General features: G+C 50.9%; 22 protein-coding genes. 8 read left to right on the top strand and 14 right to left on the bottom strand.

The window, feature by feature from the left end; translation table 11 throughout:
- Position 1 precedes the first annotated feature (1 nt).
- Positions 2-751: a universal stress protein gene (locus tag I2I11_RS12525; RefSeq protein WP_196268065.1), complete on the top strand. Its 750-nt coding sequence runs from the start codon at positions 2-4 to the stop codon at positions 749-751.
- Positions 752-824: 73 nt separating this feature from the next.
- On the opposite strand, the gene I2I11_RS12530 is transcribed toward I2I11_RS12525, so the two are convergent.
- The 6 genes from I2I11_RS12530 to I2I11_RS12555 all read right to left on the bottom strand — a co-directional run bounded on the left by I2I11_RS12530 (position 825) and on the right by I2I11_RS12555 (position 6,729).
- Entirely contained in the window at positions 825-1,139 is a 315-nt protein-coding gene (locus tag I2I11_RS12530; protein WP_196268066.1) for a metal-sulfur cluster assembly factor, read from the bottom strand.
- The gene (locus I2I11_RS12535; RefSeq protein WP_196268067.1) at positions 1,120-2,427 is read right to left on the bottom strand and encodes a heme-copper oxidase family protein; all 1,308 of its coding nucleotides are present in this window, start codon (positions 2,425-2,427) and stop codon (positions 1,120-1,122) included. Before I2I11_RS12535 ends, I2I11_RS12530 begins: the two co-directional genes overlap by 20 nt.
- Before the next feature lie 4 nt (positions 2,428-2,431).
- Positions 2,432-3,256, bottom strand: a complete 825-nt coding sequence (locus tag I2I11_RS12540) for a DUF2249 domain-containing protein (RefSeq protein WP_196268068.1) — start codon at positions 3,254-3,256, stop codon at positions 2,432-2,434.
- 9 nt (positions 3,257-3,265) lie between these two features.
- Complete coding sequence (locus I2I11_RS12545) at positions 3,266-3,766, bottom strand: hemerythrin domain-containing protein (RefSeq protein WP_196268069.1); 501 nt, start codon at positions 3,764-3,766, stop codon at positions 3,266-3,268.
- Positions 3,767-3,998: 232 nt separating this feature from the next.
- Positions 3,999-4,958, bottom strand: a complete 960-nt coding sequence (ric, locus tag I2I11_RS12550) for an iron-sulfur cluster repair di-iron protein (RefSeq protein WP_196268070.1) — start codon at positions 4,956-4,958, stop codon at positions 3,999-4,001.
- A 328-nt stretch (positions 4,959-5,286) separates the two neighbouring features.
- A complete protein-coding gene (locus I2I11_RS12555) occupies positions 5,287-6,729 on the bottom strand; it encodes a hypothetical protein (RefSeq protein WP_196268071.1) in 1,443 nt (480 codons plus the stop codon).
- A gap of 257 nt (positions 6,730-6,986) precedes the next feature.
- Here I2I11_RS12555 and I2I11_RS12560 point away from each other — a divergent pair, with 257 nt between their 5' ends.
- From I2I11_RS12560 to hmpA, 7 genes are all read left to right on the top strand, one after another.
- The gene (locus tag I2I11_RS12560) at positions 6,987-8,801 is read left to right on the top strand and encodes a hypothetical protein (RefSeq protein ID WP_196268072.1); all 1,815 of its coding nucleotides are present in this window, start codon (positions 6,987-6,989) and stop codon (positions 8,799-8,801) included.
- Positions 8,802-9,066: 265 nt separating this feature from the next.
- Positions 9,067-11,367: a nitric-oxide reductase large subunit gene (locus I2I11_RS12565; protein WP_196268073.1), complete on the top strand. Its 2,301-nt coding sequence runs from the start codon at positions 9,067-9,069 to the stop codon at positions 11,365-11,367.
- A 151-nt stretch (positions 11,368-11,518) separates the two neighbouring features.
- Positions 11,519-12,250, top strand: coding sequence for a YoaK family protein (locus I2I11_RS12570; RefSeq protein ID WP_196268074.1), 732 nt, complete (start codon positions 11,519-11,521; stop codon positions 12,248-12,250).
- Between the two features lie 190 nt (positions 12,251-12,440).
- Complete coding sequence (gene nirK / locus I2I11_RS12575; RefSeq protein WP_196268075.1) at positions 12,441-13,916, top strand: copper-containing nitrite reductase; 1,476 nt, start codon at positions 12,441-12,443, stop codon at positions 13,914-13,916.
- A 10-nt stretch (positions 13,917-13,926) separates the two neighbouring features.
- Positions 13,927-14,730, top strand: a complete 804-nt coding sequence (locus tag I2I11_RS12580; protein WP_230680230.1) for a formylglycine-generating enzyme family protein — start codon at positions 13,927-13,929, stop codon at positions 14,728-14,730.
- Between the two features lie 198 nt (positions 14,731-14,928).
- Entirely contained in the window at positions 14,929-15,576 is a 648-nt protein-coding gene (locus I2I11_RS12585; protein WP_196268076.1) for an SCO family protein, read from the top strand.
- Positions 15,577-15,903: 327 nt separating this feature from the next.
- Complete coding sequence (gene hmpA / locus I2I11_RS12590) at positions 15,904-17,118, top strand: NO-inducible flavohemoprotein (protein ID WP_230680233.1); 1,215 nt, start codon at positions 15,904-15,906, stop codon at positions 17,116-17,118.
- Between the two features lie 210 nt (positions 17,119-17,328).
- Here hmpA and I2I11_RS12595 read toward each other — a convergent pair whose 3' ends face one another.
- The 8 genes from I2I11_RS12595 to I2I11_RS12630 form a co-directional block, all read right to left on the bottom strand.
- Entirely contained in the window at positions 17,329-17,505 is a 177-nt protein-coding gene (locus tag I2I11_RS12595) for a hypothetical protein (RefSeq protein ID WP_196268077.1), read from the bottom strand.
- A gap of 43 nt (positions 17,506-17,548) precedes the next feature.
- The gene (locus tag I2I11_RS12600; protein WP_196268078.1) at positions 17,549-18,286 is read right to left on the bottom strand and encodes a cupin domain-containing protein; all 738 of its coding nucleotides are present in this window, start codon (positions 18,284-18,286) and stop codon (positions 17,549-17,551) included.
- Between the two features lie 73 nt (positions 18,287-18,359).
- Positions 18,360-18,797: an RrF2 family transcriptional regulator gene (locus I2I11_RS12605; protein WP_196268079.1), complete on the bottom strand. Its 438-nt coding sequence runs from the start codon at positions 18,795-18,797 to the stop codon at positions 18,360-18,362.
- Between the two features lie 122 nt (positions 18,798-18,919).
- Positions 18,920-19,648: a DUF542 domain-containing protein gene (locus tag I2I11_RS12610; RefSeq protein WP_196268080.1), complete on the bottom strand. Its 729-nt coding sequence runs from the start codon at positions 19,646-19,648 to the stop codon at positions 18,920-18,922.
- 181 nt (positions 19,649-19,829) lie between these two features.
- Positions 19,830-20,111: a cupin domain-containing protein gene (locus tag I2I11_RS12615; RefSeq protein WP_196268081.1), complete on the bottom strand. Its 282-nt coding sequence runs from the start codon at positions 20,109-20,111 to the stop codon at positions 19,830-19,832.
- Positions 20,112-20,213: 102 nt separating this feature from the next.
- On the bottom strand, positions 20,214-20,504 hold the full coding sequence (locus I2I11_RS12620; RefSeq protein ID WP_230680236.1) for a cupin domain-containing protein: 291 nt from the start codon (positions 20,502-20,504) through the stop codon (positions 20,214-20,216).
- Positions 20,505-20,556: 52 nt separating this feature from the next.
- Positions 20,557-20,952, bottom strand: a complete 396-nt coding sequence (locus tag I2I11_RS12625; RefSeq protein WP_196268082.1) for a group III truncated hemoglobin — start codon at positions 20,950-20,952, stop codon at positions 20,557-20,559.
- Entirely contained in the window at positions 20,949-21,356 is a 408-nt protein-coding gene (locus I2I11_RS12630) for a cytochrome C (RefSeq protein ID WP_196268083.1), read from the bottom strand. The genes I2I11_RS12625 and I2I11_RS12630 overlap by 4 nt, the downstream gene beginning before the upstream one ends.
- Positions 21,357-21,361: the final 5 nt, after the last annotated feature.

The raw sequence follows: 21,361 nt of genomic DNA on the forward strand, positions 1-21,361 counted from the left end.
CATGAAACTGAAAAACATACTTATAGCAACAGATTTTACGGATAGCGCGTTGTGGGCAGCACTATATGCGGCGCAACTGGCCCACTATGCCGGTGGCAGAATTATTTTGCTACATGTGCTCCCTTTGCTGAAAGCAGCGGATGCAGAAGATAATGCTTTAATCGATCTGGAAGCAGGCGCGCAAGCGAAACTGGATGCGCTGGCGCATGGGCTTCATGCAACGTATGGCGTATCCGTTACCCGCCTGCTAAGGCCCGGGTTTGCTGCTGATGAAATTCCGGCCCTGGCTAAAAGAGTAAAAGCCGAACTGGTGGTTTTAGGGAGCTGCCGCAAACCCGGAGCCGCCTTTGGCTACATAACAGCAGCTATACTTGGCAGTGGTAACTTTGGTGTTTTGTGCGTTCCTCCCCAGGCTGTATTTAATCCGTATGCCGGTATAACCTATCTTCGTGATGAACCTGAATCTGCACTACCGCAGGAGCATAGTTTGTACTTTAAAATTCAGGAGGTGTACGAGTCCGCCAAAGTTGTCGCTTTGCTCACAAAAGCGGTAGTGCCGGAGAATACGCTTTTTGCCGATGTTGCCGGGACGAATGAAACAAGTATACCAGTTGTTGAACCTGTTGATGCCTTGCCTGCAGCAAGTTTGCTTGTGCTGCTTGCCCGAGATTTACAGGAGGATTTCTCATACTTCAGCGAAATGGGAATAAAACAGGCGAGTCCCTTGCTACTGATTCCGCGCCAGGTATAGTATCACCCAAAACCTTAGATACAAAGCAAAACAGGTATAAACCGGAGGCAAGGTTTATACCTGTTTTGCTTAATTACCTTCCTTCCAGTTGCCGCATGCCTTCTTCCGTAATCATTTCCGTAGACCAGGGTGGCGACCAGACCAGATTTACTTTTATATCGAGGTGGGGGAAGCGTTTGCGCAATATCTGTTCTGTGGCTGTGGTGATGGTGCCGCTCATAGGGCAGCCGGGTGTAGTAAGTGTTAGTTCTATTTCGAGCAAATCATCCGCCAGGCTCACTTTGTATACCAGGCCCAGATCTACAATATTGATACCCACCTCTGGGTCGATGATATACTTGAGTGTTTCGAAAACCTCATTTCCAATATCAGGCGTTTGCGTTTCCATAGGTAAATGGTTTTAAGTCTTGAACTTTGTGCAGGAGCATCCGGAATACGTTGGAGGCATACAGCAGCGCTGTTACCGTAAAACAAAGTGCACCGGCAAGTATAACCGGTTGCATGCGCAGCAGCACACCCGTAATCAAAAGTATAAAGCCAGCCAGGTAAAAAATGTTCTGCCAGCGCAGCAAGGTATGGCTGTACATATCTTTGGGCAGTGGCGTTTTAAAACGGCCCACGTAATCCTCGTATGCGTGCATCCAGATGATAAAGGGCAGTGTTTTAAAGGTTTGCCCCAGTATAAGCGCCGAGATAAAGCCCAGAAAAACAGAGATGCCGTACACCAGGTAAATGGACGATAATAGATCCTGCGGCAATGCCCCTTTGCTGCTTACTATAAATACCAGCAGCAGCGGCAGGAGCAGCAGACCGAGCGCCACAAAGGTTTGCTTCATACCCAGGTCGATATCATGACGCTGTTTGGTGTGATTGGCATCGTATAAATACCACAAAAATAACCCCACGCCAGCAGTTACCAGTGCTGCATAAAACGGCACAAACCCGGTGTGCAGAAACAGGTGGTCGAAGCTGAAAACCACGAGCCCGCCGTTTATGAAGTTGTAAGCCCAATTGAGCTTTTTAGTGCTTCCAGGGTGAGACAGCAGGAACATCGGGATCAGCTTAGAGCCCACGCCTATGATAAGCAGCAGGAACCAGCCCGCCATACCAATGTGGGCGTGTAGCTGCAGGTAATGCACGTGCTGCTCGGGCAGAAAAGCAAAGGTAAAGTTAAAGGCCATCAGCAAACCTACAAAGCCTGTTACCAGCAGCCAGACAGACGCCGTAACTATAAAATCAGCTTCTATGGTCCATTTAGGGGCTTTCCGGGCAGTCTGGAAAATGTTAATGGTAAACAGCACAAAGGCCGAAAACAAAAGTATAGCGGCCACCTGCAGGAGCGTGCCCACCCAGAAGTGCCAGAAGCTGCAGGCCAATAGCACCGTACCTGTTGCCAGTAATCCGAAAGTATAAACAGCCAGCTTTTCGCTGTACAGGCGGCACTCCAGCACCACAGGCAGCAGCTGGTACAGCGCACCGAAAATGAGCATGGTGGCCCAGCCCAGCACCGTTACATGCGTAATAGTGAGCAACTTGGGGTTGAAGTAGTGACCGCCAAAAGCATCGGTAGAAAACAGCAGCAGCACACTCATCACCACAAAAGAAAAAGCGGCAAAAGCATAGTGCGGCAGTACCATCCATTTGGCAGGCGAGTTGGAGGCAGTGGCAGTAGGCATAGCGTTATTTTTTATAGATAAGCAAGTATACTTCGCCGGGACCTGCCTCTTTTATACTGACGGCAAAGCCCCGCTCCTGCAGCTGTGGCAGCAGGAACTGCGGCACACGCTTGTGCAGCACATACAAAGCTTCGGACGATGGCAGTTGCTCCAGTTCCCGCAAAATCGTTACCATAGGTTGTGGCATTTCGAGGGGACGCACGTCCACGCGGCGTACTTTTCCGGCGTACGTAGCGAGCAAATCTTCAAAATCAGCAGCAGCGCCCGGCTGCGGCACAGCTTCAGAAGGTGGTTTGGCAGTAGTGTTGTGCCAGAAGTAAGTATGCACCAGCTCCGGGCTCAACGTTTCTACAAAGTAGCTTAAGCCTTTCTTTTTAAGTATAGCCAGCAAAGGCGTCGGCTCAAAGGTGTTGATGAGCAACAGCGCCTTGCCCGCTGCCAGGTTATTTACCGCATCCATTATCAGCCGGAAAGGGTCGTTGCCGGAAGCAATCTTTTCGCGCACATCCAACGAGATGATACTTTCGAACGATAACTTCCGCAGAAACTCAGGCTTTCCGGCAGCAGCATTCGGAGTTGCCGCTATACTTTCCGGCACAGCAACAGGCACTGTGGTGAAGCCAAACGGCGCCAGCCTTTCATAGAAATCCTCCACCCGGCATCCGCCTATGCGGGCGGCGTCGGCTATACTTACACGCGAGGCCAATATCTTGCGCAGCAAAGGGTTGCGAAGCTTTTCGAAGTGATTACTGATACCGGCAATCGCTTCTATCGCAGCCGGGTTGGCCTTCAGGATAGCCGATATCTTTGTGTTAGCTGCCAGGTGCATGGTTATACTTCAGTTTTTGCGGTTTACCCAGAATTCAGGTGTAAAATCATCGGTGCGCACGGTGTGCCTGTGCTCCAGCAGCTTGCCAGCCAGTTCCAGATCGTCGGAGTTGGCGGCTGCCTGCATGTAGGGGAACAGCTCCCGTTCTTCCCAGCGGATGTGGTCGTTCAGGTCCTGTTGCAGTGTCTGGAGCAGCTCATTTATTTGGCGGTCCCCGGTATTAACCAGATGAATAATCTCGCGCAGCAGGCGATGCTCTTCCATAATGCGGATATACAGCGCGTCGCTGGCGGGTAGCAGCCGCTTCAGCAGCCATTCTTCCTCTTCAAAGTGCTCTTTCAGGTTGTTTTCCCAGAAGTAGCGCACATACCCACGCATCACCTCCGGGCCGGTTCCGTTCTTGAGCCCCTGCCGCAGCTTCCAGCAAAACAGCAAGCTAAAGTGGTGCTCCCGGGAGAGCGGCACCAAGCTCTTGTCTCTTTTCTGCGGATTTTTTTCGGACTTTTCCATGGCTTTATTAGTTAGAATCAGGATTTACAGGATGTAAGGATTAGCAGGATTTTTTTGATAGAATGAAGTATAAATTCGCTACTCCTTTTATTCTCAGAAAACTATTTATACTTCACAGAGATTATCATCCCCCTACCCCCTTTGAAGGAGGTAGGGGGATGATTTCTCCTGAAGGAGTATTCTCAAAAATCCCCTTAATCCTAACATCCTGTAAATCCTGATTCAGACAAATTTATTTAACAATTTCCTTCTCCAGTTCCACCGCTTTCGGGAACAGGATGTTGTTCTCGAGGTGGATGTGGCGGTGCAGGTCGTCTTCAAATTCCTGCAGCTTTTTAAAGGCAACGGTATAGGTAGCGCAGGCATCAGCGGGCAGAGTATAGTTGCCGCTCAGTTCACGTATCGCTTCCATATCGTTTCCGGCTACCTCGTGCTCCATCTCCATCATGTTGATAGGATGCTGGATGGATCCAAAAGCAGGCTTATCGAGCTTTATGTTGCTCTTTTTCGCTTCGTCCAGCTGTTTGATGAAGGGGAAAAGCACGCGCTCTTCTTTCGGCATGTGGCTTTCCAGTTCGCTGGCCACATTGGCAAAGTGCCTGGCAATGTCGAACAGCTCGGGATGATTTTTGCCGTGCACACGGGCAATTTTAGAAGTATACTCATAAAGCGCCGGAATGGCCTCACGCACATACTTATGGTGCACGTTCACGATGTAATCGGCCAGGAAAGAAAGCTCCCAGCTGGCATAATCGGTTTCGTTGGTGGTGTTGGCGTCGGGCAGGGCATTCAGTTCTTGTTCTACTTTATTCGGGTCCAGGCCTTTTTCTTCGCATACCTGTTTGATGGATTTTTTACCGCCGCAGCAGAAATCAATGCCATACTTTTTAAACACCTGCGCCTTACGGAAATCTTTGGCTACCAGGTCGCCCACGGTGTCGCCGGCTTCCAGGTTCAGCTTGGTAATGAGCACTTCCCATACTTCGGGACCTTGCTCCAGGTACTCCCATTTAAAAATATTGCCGCGCTCACCCAGCAGCTGGTAATATACCGGCTTGGGGTCGTGGTCGTTGTGGATGATGAAACCTTCGCCGCCCTGCAGGTTATCGAAACGGTCGAAAATGGTAGGGTGTTTTAAACGCGGTTCTATTACCGTTACATCCAGAATCTCGATGGTTGCTGTATTCTCCATGGTATTTGTTTTTGTCTTTTGAATAAGTTTAGCTGTAAATAATCAACGATGTAAAAGTATAGAACCTCCCGCTTAATAAAAGAGACAAATGTCTTCTATGGAAATGATGTTCGTCATCTTTTAAGGAAAGGCTGAAGAAGAGGCTGTTACAAAACAAGAATTCGTAGGGGCAGGTTGCGACCTGTCCCTGCTATAAAACACCGCAGCAGGTATAGCAAATGGCTGTTGTTATAAAATCCTGTAAATTCTATAATTCTGATTCAGACAAATTGAGGAACGATTGCCGGTGCACGATTGGGCAGGTTCCGACCCATCCTACGAAGGCTTTTTATACTTCGCTATGCTGTAACTCCGATATGGCTTTGGGCTGCCTGGTTATACTTTTACGCCTTAAGAACTGCGCTGCGAAAAACAGCAGGATTCCGAGAGGCAGCGCAATACTAATGCTGAACAAAAGCCCGAAATAATGCGGCAACATGCCGGCACCGGCCCAGTAAAGCACGCCCTGCAGAAAAAGGAGCGCTTCGCTGCCTATGAGTCCAATTAAAAAGAGGCTACTGCCCCAGCGGCTCATACTTGATTTAAAGTTCAGCCAGCCCCGCTGCGCGAAAAAGGCAAAAACAATCAGGCTCACAAAGCCCAGCAATACCAGGTGCAGGTAGCCAATCACAAAGTTGCGCTGCCGGTACGCCAGGTCGGCCATGTAGGGGAAAGCCGTGGAGAACTGCATCAGTATTTTCAAAATAAAGGCCAGTGCGGACAGCAGCAGCGCTCCCCGGCTCCAGTTATCAAACAAACCGAAGAAAGATTTGCGTAAAGGATAAAGCAGGCGCACCAGCAGTACCAGACCCACCACCTGCCCGAAAGCTGCCGCCCCGCCCACTATGTAAAGTATAGCAGCGGGTTTTGTCCAGAGTACCGAAAGCACGTAAGCAGGCAGGCAGGACCAGAACATCCACCGGAAAAAAGCAAGCGCCGGCTTCCGGTTAAAACGCAGGTCATACTTCTCGAGCAGCCAGCACAGCAGGCCCAGCACGGCAAACGTAAACCAGCCGTTGTATTGGAAGTGCAGGTAAAAATAAATGGCGTTAAAGTATAAGCTGTCGCCAATGTGGCCGGTAGCCATAATCGGGCCCATGGCCCAGGGCCCCAGCGTGGAAAGCCCTAGAAAGAAGAGGGCGGCACGTATAAATTTAAAGGAGAAACCATGCGGGCCCTGACTCAGGTTCAGATCCTTGGCATCGCGCAGAAACTGGTAGATAAACCAATAGCTCAGCAGGATGTGCAGCGTGGAGAAAGTGATGGAAAACAAGGCGTAGCCCTGCAGCGGAAAACTCACCAGCATGCCTGCCACTGCCCCCTGCGACAGCCAGAATTGCCGGGCGTATACTTTTTTACGCTGCACTTCAGGTGGCAGGTAAGCATACAGCAACGCTACAAAAAGTGCCGAGTACAGCCAGCCCAGCAAAGCCACATGCGAGTGCCCGTGCAGTAAAAACTTATAGTTGATGGCCGCAATGGGCGCCACAAACATCCAGCGCAGCAGCAGGCCCAAACAGGCCACTACCACCAGGTTTGCCAGCGCTACCAACAACCAATTACGTTTTAAAGCAAAAGGCACCAACTGTTTTTCTACCCGCTTCAGGCCCTGCAAATCCAGTTTGGTGTAGCCAATCTGCTCTTCGGTCTGTTCCGGTCCTGTTGTTTTCTGCTGCCTTACCAGTTCCCCCATCTCGCTTCTGTATGCCTCATAAGAGTGCGGGTTTCGCATCGTCGGGGCTGATGTTGTATACAAATTCATCTGTCAAACGCTTTTTGCAAGTTTAATCTTATACAGCCGCCTTGTAAATGACGCTTATCATTTCCTGCCTGGTTTTCCGGTGCCGTTCGTCATTATTTATACTTCTGAATATTGCAATGATATAAGTCATGCCGGCAGCTGTTGCTGCTCATTCAGGGGCACCCTCCTCCCCACCTACCTTGCCATGCTTTCAAACTGCAACCACAACACATCTTAAATATTGCCACATGTACCCAAACTCCCCACACACCTTCCACATCCCCGTTATGGGCCTGGCTTTTACCGTTGATTCTCCTTTAAAAGTAGCCCGCTTTGGCATTTCGTCGGTTGTTTCGGTGGGCGACGACAGCCTGCTGGAGCAGATGCGCGCTCACTACAGCCAGCAGTACCAGCGCACCTACACACCCATTACCATCGACCAGGAAGATTACCGCGCCCGGCGCATCACGACTTACCTCAACCTGCTGGATAACCTGGTACAGGAACAGGTACACGGCCTCCGGCAGCAGGATTTTATACCCGGTTCTGATCTTACCACATACTTTGAGTTGCTGCCGGATAGCTCGCCTTTGCAGGCTTTATACTTACAAATGCGGCAAACCGTGGATGCGGAGCAGAAGCACCATCTGCAGCAGGCGCTGCGCGAGGCCGTTGTGCCCGGGAGTATCGACATCAACATCATGACCAAGCTCGACAAAACAAATTATGCGAAAAGCGGGGAGCCGCTGCCAGCCGAGTATTCGGATGCGCTGGCGGCGCTGCGTGGTTTTGCCCATAGCACAGTTCGTGCTTCGGTTGTTTTTTCGGCCGGGATGAACATGCGGCTGTATAGTTACCTGGAGCAGTTCCCGTGCTTTTTCCCGGATAAAAAGGGTACGTCCGAAAAGCAGATCATCATCAAAGTAAGCGATTACCGTTCTGCCTTTGTGCAGGGTAAGATCCTAGCTAAAAAAGGAATCTGGGTATCGGAGTTCCGGATAGAGTCGGGATTGAACTGTGGCGGCCATGCCTTTGCAACGGATGGTTATCTGCTGGGACCAATACTGGAGGAGTTTAAGCAGAACCGGCAGGCCATGCGTTCGGAGCTCTATAGTATGTGCAGCGCGGCACTGGCTGGCAAAGGTTTACCTGTTTCACAAAATCCGCCCGTCCAACGCATCACCGTGCAGGGCGGACTGGGCACAGCGGAGGAAAACGCGTTTATGCTCCGCCACTATGAACTGGATGCCACCGGCTGGGGAACGCCCTTCCTGCTGGTGCCCGAAGCCACCACCGTAGATGACGACACACTAGCGAAACTTGTGCAGGCTACATCTGATGACCTGTACCTGAGTCCTATTTCACCTTTGGGAGTTCCATTCAATGCCCTGCGCGGCACATCCAGCGAACAGCAGAAACAGGAGCGCATTGCCAAAGGAAAGCCGGGCAGTCCCTGCATCAAAAAGCACCTGGTATCAAACACCGAATTTACCAGCGAGCCCATCTGCACTGCTTCGCGCAAATACCAGCGCCGAAAATTGGTGCAGCTGCAGGCACAGAACTTAGCTCCCCATGTATACCTGGCCGAAGAAGCCAAAGTGCTGGCCAAAGAGTGTCTCTGCGATGGTTTGGCAAATGCCGCGCTTCAACAGCTCCGGATCGGCAAAAAAGCCGCCTCAAATGCTGTTACCATTTGCCCTGGTCCTAACCTGGCCTTTTTCTCGGGCGTGTTCAGGTTGCAGGAGATGGTAGACCACATCTATGGCCGCTTTAATGCCCTTAACCAAACGTATCGCCCGCACGTGTTCATAAACGAGCTGAAAATGTACATCGATTACTGGAAAAACAAGAAAGCCGAGCAGCTGGAAACACTCACCGACAAACAGCAGAAATATCTGCAAAGCTTCTGGCAAAACCTGCAGGAAGGCATCAGCTATTACAAGCAGTTACTGCCCGCCCTATTTGCCGATCAGCTGGAAAAGCAGGTTCTAGTACTGGATGAGTTGCTGGAAGCAGAAGATCAACTCTGGCTGGCACGGCTAAAAGAAACGGGTATAGTATGAGTGCTTTGCAGCAGATTAGGCGCCTGGTGATTATTGATGAGCCAAAAGCAGCGGAAGGTCACTTTCGGTGTAAAAGACTTCAATCTCTTTTATAGATGATCTCTGTCATTTTTAAGCCAGCATGCTTGCCGGACCTTTGGCCACGAAAGCAGAAGTATGTTATGGCGGGCATTGCCAGTTGCAACAGTTATATAATGTTCAGCGCAACCCATTCTAATTTAAATAGCTCCTGCTCAGGTTTAAGTCACACTAAAATTATATTACCATGAAGTACAAAAAACTCTGGCTCGGGTTTCTGGCTGTGATCATCGGCTCATTTGCGGTGCTGGGCTACTATGGCTCCGAGATTTACCGGCAGGCCCCACCTATACCGGACAAAGTAGTAACCGCCTCCGGCAAAGTGCTCTTTACCGGAGAAGATATCCGGAACGGGCAGAACGTGTGGCAGTCGATTGGCGGCCAGGAACTAGGCTCGGTATGGGGCCACGGCGCTTACGTTGCCCCCGACTGGACGGCTGACTGGCTGCACAAGGAGGCCATGTTTATACTTGACAGCTGGGCGCAGCAGGCAAAAGGCACTTCGTATGCGCAACTGGATGTAGAAACAAAGGCCCAACTACAGGCCCGCCTGCAGAAGCAGATCCGCGCCAACACCTACAACAAAGCCACCGGCACCATTACGGTGTCCGATACACGCGCTGCGGCGATTGCCCACACAGGACAGTTTTATGCCGGCCTGTTTACCAACGACCCGGCTATGGCCGAATACCGCGAGGCTTATGCCATTGCCGACAATGCCGTGAAAGACCCCGAGCGCATGCGCCAGATGAATGCCTTTTTCTTTTGGGCTACCTGGGCCTGCGTAACCGAGCGGCCCGGCTCCGAAGTTACCTATACCAACAACTGGCCCGCCGAAGAGCTGGTAGGCAATCGCCCCAGCAGCGACCTGATCATCTGGACAGGCTTTAGCGTGATTATCCTGATTGCCGGCATCGGTTTGCTGGCCTACTATTATGCCTCGCACAACGACGAAGAACTGGACGTAAACAACCTCCCGCAGCAGGACCCCTTGCTTGGGTTGCAGGCCACCCCGTCCATGCGGGCCACGCTCAAATATTTCTGGACGGTAACCGCGCTGATACTGGTGCAGGTTGCCATGGGTGTGGTAACAGCGCACTACGGCGTGGAAGGTCAGAAACTCTACGGGCTGCCGCTGGCCGACTTTCTGCCCTATTCCGTGAGCCGCACCTGGCACGTGCAACTGGCCATCCTCTGGATAGCTACCTCCTGGCTGGCAACTGGTTTATACATCGCACCAGCAGTTTCGGGGCATGAACCAAAGTTTCAGCGTTTAGGCGTTAACTTCCTCTTTATCTGTCTGCTCATCATCGTGGCGGGTTCCATGATTGGGCAATGGTATGGCGTGATGCAGAAACTAGGCTACACCCAGAACTTCTGGTTTGGCCACCAAGGCTATGAGTACGTGGACCTGGGCCGCTTCTGGCAGATATTCCTGTTGGTAGGCCTGGTGCTGTGGTTGTTTTTGATGACGCGCGCTATCTGGCCAGCCTTTAAATCGCAGGCCGAAGGCCGCCACCTGCTGGGCATGTTCCTGATTTCCTCTATCGCTATTGCGTTGTTTTACGCTGCCGGCTTAATGTGGGGACAGCATACCAACCTGGCCATTGCTGAGTACTGGCGCTGGTGGGTGGTGCACCTGTGGGTAGAAGGCTTCTTCGAGGTATTTGCCACAGTGGTGATTGCCTTCCTGTTCGTGCGGATGGGTTTGTTACAGACCAAAATTGCTACGGGTACAGTGCTCTTCTCTACCATCATCTTCCTGTTTGGCGGTATCATCGGTACGTTTCACCACTTATACTTTAGCGGCACGCCTACTTCGGTGCTGGCGCTGGGCGCTACCTTTAGTGCGCTGGAAGTAGTACCGCTGGTGCTCATCGGTTTTGAGGCGTATCACAACCTGACGCTGAGCCGCGCCACTGAATGGATCAAAGCCTATAAATGGCCTATTTACTGTTTCATTGCCGTGGCTTTCTGGAACCTGGTGGGCGCCGGTGTGTTTGGCTTCGTCATCAACCCGCCTATTGCGCTCTACTACATGCAGGGCCTGAACACAACAGCGGTGCACGGCCACGCAGCTTTATTCGGCGTGTACGGTATACTTGGAATTGGCCTGATGCTGTTCGTGCTGAAAAGTATGGCTGCGCGCCGTCGCTGGAAAAACGGTGTCATCAGCTTCGCTTTCTGGTCCATCAACATTGGCCTGAGTTTGATGATTCTGATAAGTCTGCTGCCCATTGGCCTGATGCAGACCTGGGCCAGCGTAGAATACGGCTTGTGGTATGCCCGCTCCATGGAATTTATGCAAACTGATACCATGGAAACATTGCGCTGGCTCCGCGTGGTAGGCGATACCGTGTTTGCCGGTGGCGTGGTAGCACTGGGCTGGTTTATCATCGGCCTGAAAACCGGTTGGTCGCTGGAGGATGATGTCGATATTTCACAGGAAAACTACCCTTCGGCCAGACGCAAGGACATTGTAAAATAAGTTTTTGTACATTTAGCTAAACCCACATTCCGGAAACAAACCCGGTTTGTGGGTTTAGCTCTTTTAAGAACACAAAGGAAGGCCCGGATATACAAATAATATGTAATTTTCAGTCCTTACATTCAGCACCCCTAAGTAATACCTTTTTAAAATGTTTCGCCACCAGGGCAAAGTCCGGACGTTTAAGCACAACCGCAAGCTGGCTGCCGCGCTCTCTTTTATTGCGGGTATGGTTAATATTACCGGCGTGCTGTCGGTCAATACGCTCACCACCAATGTAACGGGCCACTTTGCTTTTTTTGCTGAAGACGTCGAGCAGGAGCACTATAGCCTTGCGTGGTTGTCGCTGCTGTATATCCTGGCATTTCTGGCAGGTTCCTTTACCTCCAGTTTCAGTACACACCTTTCCCTCCGCAAGGGTTACAAAAATCCGCATGTGGCACCGATGGCGGCCGAAATCCTGATCCTGTTTGTGCTTGGCCTCACCGGCAACTTTATACTTGGCAGCGACGCGAGTGGCTTCTTTGTGGCCATGCTGATGCTTTTTTCGATGGGCCTGCAAAACGCGCTGGTGACGCATGTGTCCAAATCGGTGGTGCGCACTACCCACCTGACCGGCCTGTTTACTGACCTAGGCATCGAACTGGCACAACTGTGTTTTCCGGGCACACAGGAGCAGCGCACAAAGCTCACTAAAAGCGTCCGGTTGCGGCTGGTTATTATTACCTTCTTTTTCCTGGGCTGCGTGCTGGGCGGTTACATCCATGGGGTGCTGGAGATGGGCACACTGGCTGTTGCGGCCGTTCTCCTGCTCGTAACCCTCCTTTATGATTCGGCCAGGTATAACTACTACCGCCTGGCCAGAAGAAAGCAGCAGGCATAAACTTAAAGTCTGATACTGCCACACGTCTAAAGCGCTGCTGGCTAAGTATAGCAGGCCTGCTTTTATCATTCCCTCCCTCCTACTGCATCACTTATGATGAAGATCAGTGGGTAGTATGACCAGCGTCATCCTGCAGACAGCAGCCCTGCTATACCTTTGTCATAAGAAATCTATCTTAACACCTACGATCATGAAACGGTCTTTAGTAAACAGAGCAGTATACTTGCTGAGCGTGGCCATCTACAGTGCTGGCATTCTCAGTTCCTGCAGTACCCAAGCCTCGGAAGCAGAGAGCGTGCTGTCCGCCGGCGCCAGCGTTTCCAAAGAGTTGCCGGTTGTGGAGGCTGAACTTACCTCCCCGCCACAGGTGCCGGCTCTTATCACCCGCAAGCACCCAGCCAAAGTTATTGTGCGCCTCGAGGTAAAAGAGGTTGTGAAGCAACTGGCCGATGGCGTGGATTATACCTTCTGGACCTTTGGCGGCACCGTGCCTGGTAAGTTCATCCGTATCCGCCAGAACGATGAGGTAGAGTTTCACCTCATGAACCACCCTGACAGCAAGAACCCACACAACATAGACCTGCACGCGGTAACCGGCCCGGGTGGCGGCGCCAACTCTACCTTTACCGCACCAGGTCACGAAACTGTATTTTCTTTCAAAGCCCTCAACTCCGGCCTGTATGTATACCACTGCGCTACGGCTCCGGTAGGCATGCACATTGCCAACGGCATGTATGGCCTGATACTGGTAGAGCCCGAAGAAGGTATGGCTACTGTAGACAAGGAATTTTATGTGATGCAGGGCGATTTTTACACCAAAGGCGATTTCGGCGACCCCGGTTTGCAACCCTTCGATATGAAGAAAGCAATGGACGAAAAACCTACTTATGTGGTGTTTAACGGCTCGGTGAGCGCCCTGACCGGCGAAAATGCCCTCAAAGCGAAGACCGGTGAAAAAGTACGCCTGTATGTGGGCAACGGCGGCCCCGGTATGGTTTCTTCTTTCCACCTCATCGGCGAAATCTTCGATACGGTGTACCCCGAGGGCAGCTTCACCACAAAATCTAACGTGCAAACGACGCTGATACCTGCTGGTGGCGCAGCCATTGCAGAGTTTAAAACCGATGTACCGGGCAACTACGTGCTGGTAGACCACGCCATCTTCCGGGCCTTTAACAAAGGGGCACTGGGCATGCTGAAAGTAGAAGGTCCTGAAAACAAGGAAATATACTCCGGCCAGATACTCGATAAAATCTACCTGCCCGAAGGCGGTACCATCCAGGAAATGCCAACAGCCAAAGCACCGGCGGCACCTGTGGCCGAGAGCAAAGAAGAACGCATTGCACTGGGTAAAGCCATTTTCGCCCGCAACTGCCAGGCTTGTCACCAGGCCGAGGGTCAGGGTGTGAAAGGCGCTTTCCCGCCGCTCGCCAAATCCGATTTCCTGAATGCCGACGTGCACCGCGCCATCGGAGTTGTATCGAATGGTTTGGAAGGACAGATAAAAGTAAACGGCCAGCTTTACAACAGCACCATGCCGAAGCTGCAACTATCTGACGAAGAGGTAGCGAACGTGCTCACCTTTGTACTGAACAGCTGGGGCAACAAGGGCGGCGTGGTGACCACGGAAGAGGTGATTAAAACAAAAGCAATCAGTAAAGAATAAAACTAAACCCATGGCACGACAGCTTTTTATCCTGATGCTGGTACTGAGCACCTGCCACTTGGCGCTGGCACAAAAGAGTGCTCCAGCAACTATGGCACGTATCAAGGGCGGCACGTTTGTGCCGCTCTATGGTGCCGGCAAAACCGCTGTTCCTGTAAAAGGATTTCAGCTGGATAAATTCCCGGTAACAAACGCTGAGTTCCTCGCCTTTGTGCAGCAGAACCCGAAATGGCGCAAATCAGAAGTAAAAAGAATCTTTGCCGATGCCCAGTACCTGCGCCATTGGACCACCGGCCAAAGTATAGGTACCGACGCAGCAAAAATCAACAACAGCCCGGTAATCAATGTGTCGTGGTTTGCAGCCAAAGCTTATTGCGAATGCCAGGGCAAGCGCTTGCCGACGGTAAATGAATGGGAGTACGCCGCACTGGCCAGCGAAACAAAGGCGGATGCGACCAACGATGAAAAATTCTACCAGCGCAGCCTGGAGTGGTACAGCCAGCCAAACCCGGAATACCTGCCTTCAGTGCAAAGCAGCTTTCGGAACTACTATGGTGTGTATGGTATGATTGGGCTGGTGTGGGAATGGACGGCAGATTACAACTCAACCATGCTGGTAAGCGATGCCCGGACCACGGAGAGCAACAATCAGCAACAATTTTGCGGCGCCGGGGCCAGCAGCGCGACCAACGTTAAAAACTATGTAGCTTTTATGCGCTACGCCTTCCGCTCCAGTTTAAAACCTAACTACACCGTCGGGAACCTTGGTTTCCGGTGTGCCCAAAGTATAAATACACAGCTGGCAAAGAGGTAGCAATGGGCTTATTTGATAATGTAATCATCCCCCTACTCCCTTTCAAAGGGGGACTTTCCAGGTAATTTTAAATAAATTAAATGTAAATGTATTCAGAGCGTCCCCCTTTGAAGGGGGTAGGGGGATGACAACTTCTTTGAACCTGAGCTCCCCGGAATCTAAGCAACCTCTCAAAGTATAAATCTTAATATTACAGATATGAAACGCTTCACTTATTTCCTGTTCCTGGCGCTGACACTAAGCTTTACTGCCTGCGAGCAAGCCGGGCACAGCTGCTGCGTAAAACCAACCGCTGCAGCTGCCGGCAAAACAACTGCAACTACTGTTGCTAACACCACCGGTGCCCTCACTGACCTCTCGCTCTACAACCTGGCATCTGACTGGACCAACCAGGATAAGCAACCTATAAAGCTCGAAAAGCTGCGCGGCAAAGTACAGCTCGTAGCCATGATTTATACCAGCTGCGGTTACGCCTGCCCCAGAACCATTGCCGATTTGCAGGTACTCGAACACGCGCTCCGCAAGTATAAGCCCGAAGAACTGGGCATCACTCTCGTAACACTGGACCCTACCCGCGACACACCAGCCAGGCTTAAAGCATTTGCCGCCGCCCACCACCTGGATGCCCGCCGATGGACCCTCCTGACCAGCCAGCCGGACAACATACAGGAACTGGCCGCCCTCCTGAATGTGAAGTATACAAACGATTTTGAAGGCAATATCTCTCACTCCAACGTCATCACCGTGCTAAACACAGCAGGAGAAATCATATACCAGCAGGAAGGCCTGGGCACGAATCCTGCAGAGACGGTGAAGGCAGTAGAGCAGTTGCAACAGGCTATGTAGCAGGTAAAATCTGACTATTAAAAGATCGTGGGAATTCTGAGCCGTATTTAAGGAGCCCATAGCTCAGCTATACTTCATGGCTTTCTGCTCGGTTATACTTCAAAAAGCTTAGCTTGCTAGTACGGCGTGTTAAATATTCCAGCGCCCTATACCGGGTATAACCGTCCCTTACAATATAACAGCAACGCGCTAATAGTTGCGAATGGAAGAAGTGCTTTATATTGTACGCATGCCTGTTAAAGTAGTATAAAAGCCCCGGAGTGACGGATGTCATTTTTTTACCGGCTTTGATGTTGCAACTTTGATGCAACATCAAACATAATAGATATGATTACGACGGAACAAAAAGAGTTGATTAAGGCTACAGTGCCGGTGTTGAGAGAGCATGGCGTAACCTTAACCACCCATTTTTACAGCCGCATGTTTCAGCATAACCCCGAATTAAAGAACGTGTTTAACATGGGCAACCAGGGGAGCGGCAAGCAGCAGCTGTCGCTGGCAATGGCAGTGCTGGCCTATGCAGAGAATATCGAGGACCCTTCTGTCCTGGTTCAAGCCGTGACTAAAATCGGCCATAAACACATAAGTCTCGACATCCGCCCGGAGCATTATGCCATTGTAGGCAAACACTTGCTTGCCTCTATCAGCGAAGTTCTGGGAGAAAGTGCAACACCGGAACTGATCAGTGCCTGGGGTATAGCCTATCAACAACTGGCTGATCTGATGACCGGACTTGAAAAGAACCTGTACAGCGACGCAGTAGCCAAAGAAGGAGGCTGGACCGGCTGGCGGCCTTTCATTGTGAAGCAGAAAATAAAGGAATCGGAGGAGATCACGTCTTTCTACCTCTACCCTGCCGACGGTGGAACAGTGGCGGATTTCCTGCCGGGCCAGTACATCAGCATACGGCTGTTTCTGCCGGAACTGAACCTGTTTCAGCCCCGGCAGTATAGCCTTTCAAGTGCCCCGAATGGCAGCTACTACCGTATTTCCATTAAAAAGGAAGCAGGATCAACAACCCATCCCAATGGCATGATCAGCAACAGGCTGCACGATGCGGTGCAGGAAGGCGATGTGCTGGAAGTAGCGCCGCCGGCAGGTGATTTTACCATGGATACAGACAAGCTGACACCGGTGGTATTTATAAGTGGCGGTGTGGGCCAGACCCCGCTGTTAAGTATGCTCGAGTACCTGACCAGCACCGACAGCAGCCGGGAGATTGTGTGGGTGCACGGTTGCCGGAACAAGAAAGTGCATGCTTTCCGTGAACCACTTACCACGCTGGAGGCACGCCACGGCAAGCTGCAAAAGCACATCTTCTATGATTCGCTGGACGCTGAGATGCAGGTGGATGGCTACTATGAAGGAATTGTGGAACTGGACCTGTTAAAAGAGGAGGCTGTTTTGGAGGATGCGGATTATTATGTTTGCGGTCCGGCCCCCTTTATCCGAAAGCAGTTTGAAGACCTCGCGGCGATGGGAATCAGCCCGGAGGCCATACACTATGAGGAATTCGGGCCGGCTAACCTGGTTCTTTCCTAAACCTGAAATCGAACAAAAAAGGACTGCCCTTACCAGCTTCGCAAAGCCGGTAAGGGCAGTCCTTTTTTTGTTCCAAATAGTTTAGCCAGCCGATGAGCGGCTGCTTAGGAAACATTGCCATACATATGGCACCTGCTTCCGGCGTCACACATTCCGGCACAGCATTGTCTACAGTACAAGTCTTCGCCATAAGAGTAAAAGCAGCTAATCTTATAAAAGTACGGGCATCACCAGTTCCACGATTTTGCCGATAAGTTGCCGCCGCACTTGGCTATACCCGGCTAGCCCTGACTGTAATGGTGCATGGTGAAGTTCTGCTACTTTGCCATACTTTGGAGCGATAAAGTCCTGCCTTCCCTGATCTGGCTCTTTGAATGATAATGGCAAGCTTTTCTGACGCGAAATCAGAAACAGCAGGCTGGCTTTAGCTTTATTTACCTGCCGGAGAAATTGCAAGCGTCAGCAGGAACACCGATTCCTGGCGGGCCAGTACGCTGTGCGGAATTCCGGGCTGGAGCGTCAGCATTTGTCCTACGCTCATTTCGGCCACCTGTTGTTCTGTGCTGAACCTGATCTGCCCCTCCAGCACCTGCACGCTGATAGTGCCGGGCGCAGTATGCGTTTTCATTTCGGCACCCTCGTGCAGGGCTACTAAAACGACGCGCATGCCCTCGCTCTTAAACAGCGTGATGGCGTTCCGGTCGCTACTTTGCCAGGCTTTTTCCTGTTTTATCTGTTGCCGAAAGGCATTCAGGTTCATCTCCACCAAAGGGGCGTTTAGCGGGCGGTCGCCTGCGGGGCGCTGGGGCGTGGCCTGGTTATACTTCTCGCCGAGAGTATCTGCTTTTCCGGCAGTTGAAGAAGGCCTATTCCCATTCAGCGCCTTCACCAGCTCATCGGCCATACTTTCGCTATACATGCCGTAGCCGTTTACCAGCGTGCCTTTCAGGTTGTGCTTGGTAGAGGAAATGGCATACACCACTGCTTCATCGGCGGGATCCGAAACACCCTCGAAGCGGTAAGATTCATCCACTACAAACTCATCCGGATGGATTTGCAAAGCATTGCCGTGGCAAATAAGGCAGTTATCATCCAGGTTAAAATCTACAGTATAGCCTTCCTTTTTGAGCTTGTTTAATACTTCCGAAACGGTGGTCATGGTATGCATAGCAAATGGGTTTATTAAAGTATAACAACTTGTTACCGGCTCCGCGACAAGCCTCTATTTTATACCGCAATACTCAGGTAAGGTTCTTGATAAAGGCGGTGCCTTCGTTTATCTCGGTGGCCAGTTGCCCGAGTGTCGTATTCTGGAAAATATCACGTAGGGAGTCGCGGGCGGCTTTAAATTTATGGTGCATGGGGCAAGGATGCGTTTCAGAGCATTTCTTCAGGCCCAGTCCGCACTCCCAGAAAACCGACGTACCGTCTATGGCATTTACGATGTTGATGACCGGCTGGCTGAGTTGGTAGTTCTCAATATAAAAGCCACCATAGGGCCCTTTGAGCGAAGTAATGATGCGATGCTTGTTAAGTATCTGCAGAATTTTAGCCGTAAAGGCTTCAGGCGCATCTACCTCGCGGGCAATATCCTTCACGTTCAGCTTTACGCCTTTGTCTGCCTTTGTGGCCACATACACTGCCGCCCGGATGCCGTATTTACATGCTTTGGATATCATATGATTCTTATCCCTTTTAACATTTTGCTGCAAAAATAAAGCGTCAGCGCTTTAGGTATACTTGCGTGCGTCCTTTGCAGGATTGGCCTTATACGTTATTCCTATTCGCCCGGCTCCCGCTCCTAGTGCGGAAACAACTGTTTCTCCTGTTCCATGGCTCCCGGAAAGAGGATATTATTTTCGAGGTGAATATGGGTATGCAGGTCTTTCTCGAACTCCTGTAAAGTGGCAAAGGCAGCTTTGTAGGTTGGGCATGCACCCGCAGGAGGCCTGTACTGGTTGCTCAGTTCAGCTATTTTCATAAATCTTTCTCCTTCCTGCTCCTGCTCGCTCATCATTGCCTCTATAAGATTTTGCAAGGTGCCAGAAGCCGAGGCAGCCATAGTTTGCATATCAGCCCCGGCGTGGAACAGTTTCCTGATAGAAGGGAAAAGTGTTGCCTCCTGTTCTTTTGTGTGGCGCTGCAATGCTGCTGCGGATTCGGTGAAAAAAGTATAAATCTCCTGTAATTCCGGGTGTTGGGCCTTGTGTACAGTGGTAATAAAACCCAGGTAAGCATTCAGAACCGGTATTTTGCCGATTACATAGCGATGGTGTTTCTTTTCGATGTAATCTGCCAGCAGCGGCAAAGGCCAGGAGGTATAATCGGCTCCGGTGGTTTCTTTGTTAGCATAAATGGCCAGAACTTCCTTTTTAACTTCAGCAAAGTCAAGCTTTCTTGTTTCACAAGCCTCCTGTATTGTGCTTGTCCCTTTGCAGCAGAAAGCTATTCCATATCTCTGGAAAACAGCCGCTGTTCTGTAATCATCTGCTACTATCGCACTGAGTGATTTATTTAAGAATGTTTCCATTTTTATTCAATTACGTTGCTGTTTCAAAGGATTGATGCACCTCTGCTCAAGGCTGTACAGAAGATATAGTGGCTTTAATTTTCAAAGCTCCGGCCGTTACCAAACAGGTGTTATATCATAAGAAATAACATTCCTTTCCGGCTTCTCTCATTGCTTATTGCAGCAAGTGCTTTTTGTCTGTTCAGAAATCCGTAAATTCTATCTGCGCATCAGCGGCCAGTACCACAAATGCCTTCACTTCTTCTTCTACCTGCAGGCTATGGGGCAGGCTGGCCGAAATGTGCAGCCGCGTACCGGGTTCCAGCACTTCTTCCCTGTCCGGGAGTTGTACCTTTGCCTTGCCTTTTGTCACGATGAGAAAGGCGTCGGAGGAAGCATAATGCTGCGGCATTTTCTCCCCGCTATCCAGCGTTACTTCCAATACTTTGTACGCCGGGTTGGCGTGTACTTCTTTCATTTCCATATCAGTTGGTTTTAGGTTGAACTATACTTTTGTTAAGAGCCGGGATGAGGCTTTCAAAAGCCAGCGCCCGGCCTCTCGTTTGTACTTCGTAAGCGCCGGCAATTAAAAGATAACAATGGCTTTAAAATCCTCCGAAGCCGTTACGCTATGGACCTCCCTGACGGGAATATGCAGCGTTTCACCGGGTAGTAGTGTAGCGCTCCTGTCCTGGAAAACCACCTCCGCCTGTCCTTTTTCCGTGACGATAAAGGCATCGGATGTAACAAAATGGCGCGGCATGGTTTCGCCGCCTGCCAGTGTAAGTTCCAGTACTTTATAAGCACCGTTGCCGTATATCTCTTTCACTTCCATATCAGTCGCGCGTAAATTTTCTCTCTTAACGTATTTGTCCATACTTCCCTGAAGCTAGGGTATAAGCTGTTGTCCCCTCAGTCCCGCTTCCTGTTCAGACCAGCGTTACTTTGTCTGTTCCTTTCAGGCCATCGATGCGGCGGTTGAAGTTGGTGGCCATAATCAGTGCGCGCTTCTTGGCGTCTTCGGCCATGGGGCCTTCAAAATAAGTATCCACGGTAGTGTTGAAGAGCGAAAGCCAGCGCTGGAAGTGCTCGCCATCTACAGGCATGGTGGCGTGTTTGGCAAAGGGGTTGCCGGTGTAGCCTTTCACACCGAAAAGGGCGGCGTTCCAGAAGGTATACATCTTTTCCAGGTGCGGCTTCCAGTAGGTATTCAGGCGGAACAGAAAGATAGGCGCGAGCAATTCGTCGTTACGCACCAGCGTATAAAATTCGTCTACCAGCACCTTTATGTCGTCGAGTCCGGTTATATCGTGTTTTGCTGTCATGGGGTCATGGTAAATTGTGTAATTAAATAATAGAGGGCCCAGCCGCCGAATACGATGTGCAAAATCCATACCCAGCCGGGAATGCTGCGGGGCGTTTCGCTGCCTTCAATTAAAAATACTTTCTGGTCGCCTTTGCCGTAGGCGCTCACCATCAGGGGCAGCACACCGTCCACTACTTCGTTTTCTTTGATGCCTTCCACGGTAATATCGGGGCCGTTGCGTACCACAAACGGTATCTTACGGATGCCCTCTCTCCCGGAGGGGTCTTTGCTGACAATGCGCAGCACGTGTTCGCCGTCTATTAGTTTGCGGGTATCCAGCTCAAAATTGATGGGCGCTTTAAACGTACCAACCGGTTGCTGGTTATCATCAATAAATATTACGACAGAGCTTTTATCTTCCATTTTTA

Origin of the sequence: Pontibacter rufus, assembly GCF_015694705.1 — a bacterium.
In the GTDB taxonomy this organism is placed as follows: Bacteria; Bacteroidota; Bacteroidia; order Cytophagales; family Hymenobacteraceae; genus Pontibacter; species Pontibacter rufus.

Excerpts from the sequence above, each read along its gene's own strand:
- I2I11_RS12620 (WP_230680236.1), bottom strand. The coding sequence starts at position 20,504 with ATGGACAAATACGTTAAGAGAGAAAATTTACGCGCGACTGATATGGAA.
- I2I11_RS12560 (WP_196268072.1), top strand. The coding sequence starts at position 6,987 with ATGTACCCAAACTCCCCACACACCTTCCACATCCCCGTTATGGGCCTG.
- I2I11_RS12580 (WP_230680230.1), top strand. The coding sequence starts at position 13,927 with ATGGCACGACAGCTTTTTATCCTGATGCTGGTACTGAGCACCTGCCAC.
- I2I11_RS12555 (WP_196268071.1), bottom strand. The coding sequence starts at position 6,729 with ATGCGAAACCCGCACTCTTATGAGGCATACAGAAGCGAGATGGGGGAA.
- I2I11_RS12600 (WP_196268078.1), bottom strand. The coding sequence starts at position 18,286 with ATGCATACCATGACCACCGTTTCGGAAGTATTAAACAAGCTCAAAAAG.
- I2I11_RS12535 (WP_196268067.1), bottom strand. The coding sequence starts at position 2,427 with ATGCCTACTGCCACTGCCTCCAACTCGCCTGCCAAATGGATGGTACTG.
- I2I11_RS12545 (WP_196268069.1), bottom strand. The coding sequence starts at position 3,766 with ATGGAAAAGTCCGAAAAAAATCCGCAGAAAAGAGACAAGAGCTTGGTG.
- I2I11_RS12540 (WP_196268068.1), bottom strand. The coding sequence starts at position 3,256 with ATGCACCTGGCAGCTAACACAAAGATATCGGCTATCCTGAAGGCCAAC.
- I2I11_RS12570 (WP_196268074.1), top strand. The coding sequence starts at position 11,519 with ATGTTTCGCCACCAGGGCAAAGTCCGGACGTTTAAGCACAACCGCAAG.
- I2I11_RS12530 (WP_196268066.1), bottom strand. The coding sequence starts at position 1,139 with ATGGAAACGCAAACGCCTGATATTGGAAATGAGGTTTTCGAAACACTC.
- I2I11_RS12615 (WP_196268081.1), bottom strand. The coding sequence starts at position 20,111 with ATGGAAATGAAAGAAGTACACGCCAACCCGGCGTACAAAGTATTGGAA.
- I2I11_RS12605 (WP_196268079.1), bottom strand. The coding sequence starts at position 18,797 with ATGATATCCAAAGCATGTAAATACGGCATCCGGGCGGCAGTGTATGTG.
- I2I11_RS12565 (WP_196268073.1), top strand. The coding sequence starts at position 9,067 with ATGAAGTACAAAAAACTCTGGCTCGGGTTTCTGGCTGTGATCATCGGC.
- hmpA (WP_230680233.1), top strand. The coding sequence starts at position 15,904 with ATGATTACGACGGAACAAAAAGAGTTGATTAAGGCTACAGTGCCGGTG.
- I2I11_RS12610 (WP_196268080.1), bottom strand. The coding sequence starts at position 19,648 with ATGGAAACATTCTTAAATAAATCACTCAGTGCGATAGTAGCAGATGAT.
- ric (WP_196268070.1), bottom strand. The coding sequence starts at position 4,958 with ATGGAGAATACAGCAACCATCGAGATTCTGGATGTAACGGTAATAGAA.
- I2I11_RS12625 (WP_196268082.1), bottom strand. The coding sequence starts at position 20,952 with ATGACAGCAAAACACGATATAACCGGACTCGACGACATAAAGGTGCTG.
- I2I11_RS12585 (WP_196268076.1), top strand. The coding sequence starts at position 14,929 with ATGAAACGCTTCACTTATTTCCTGTTCCTGGCGCTGACACTAAGCTTT.
- nirK (WP_196268075.1), top strand. The coding sequence starts at position 12,441 with ATGAAACGGTCTTTAGTAAACAGAGCAGTATACTTGCTGAGCGTGGCC.
- I2I11_RS12525 (WP_196268065.1), top strand. The coding sequence starts at position 2 with ATGAAACTGAAAAACATACTTATAGCAACAGATTTTACGGATAGCGCG.
- I2I11_RS12630 (WP_196268083.1), bottom strand. The coding sequence starts at position 21,356 with ATGGAAGATAAAAGCTCTGTCGTAATATTTATTGATGATAACCAGCAA.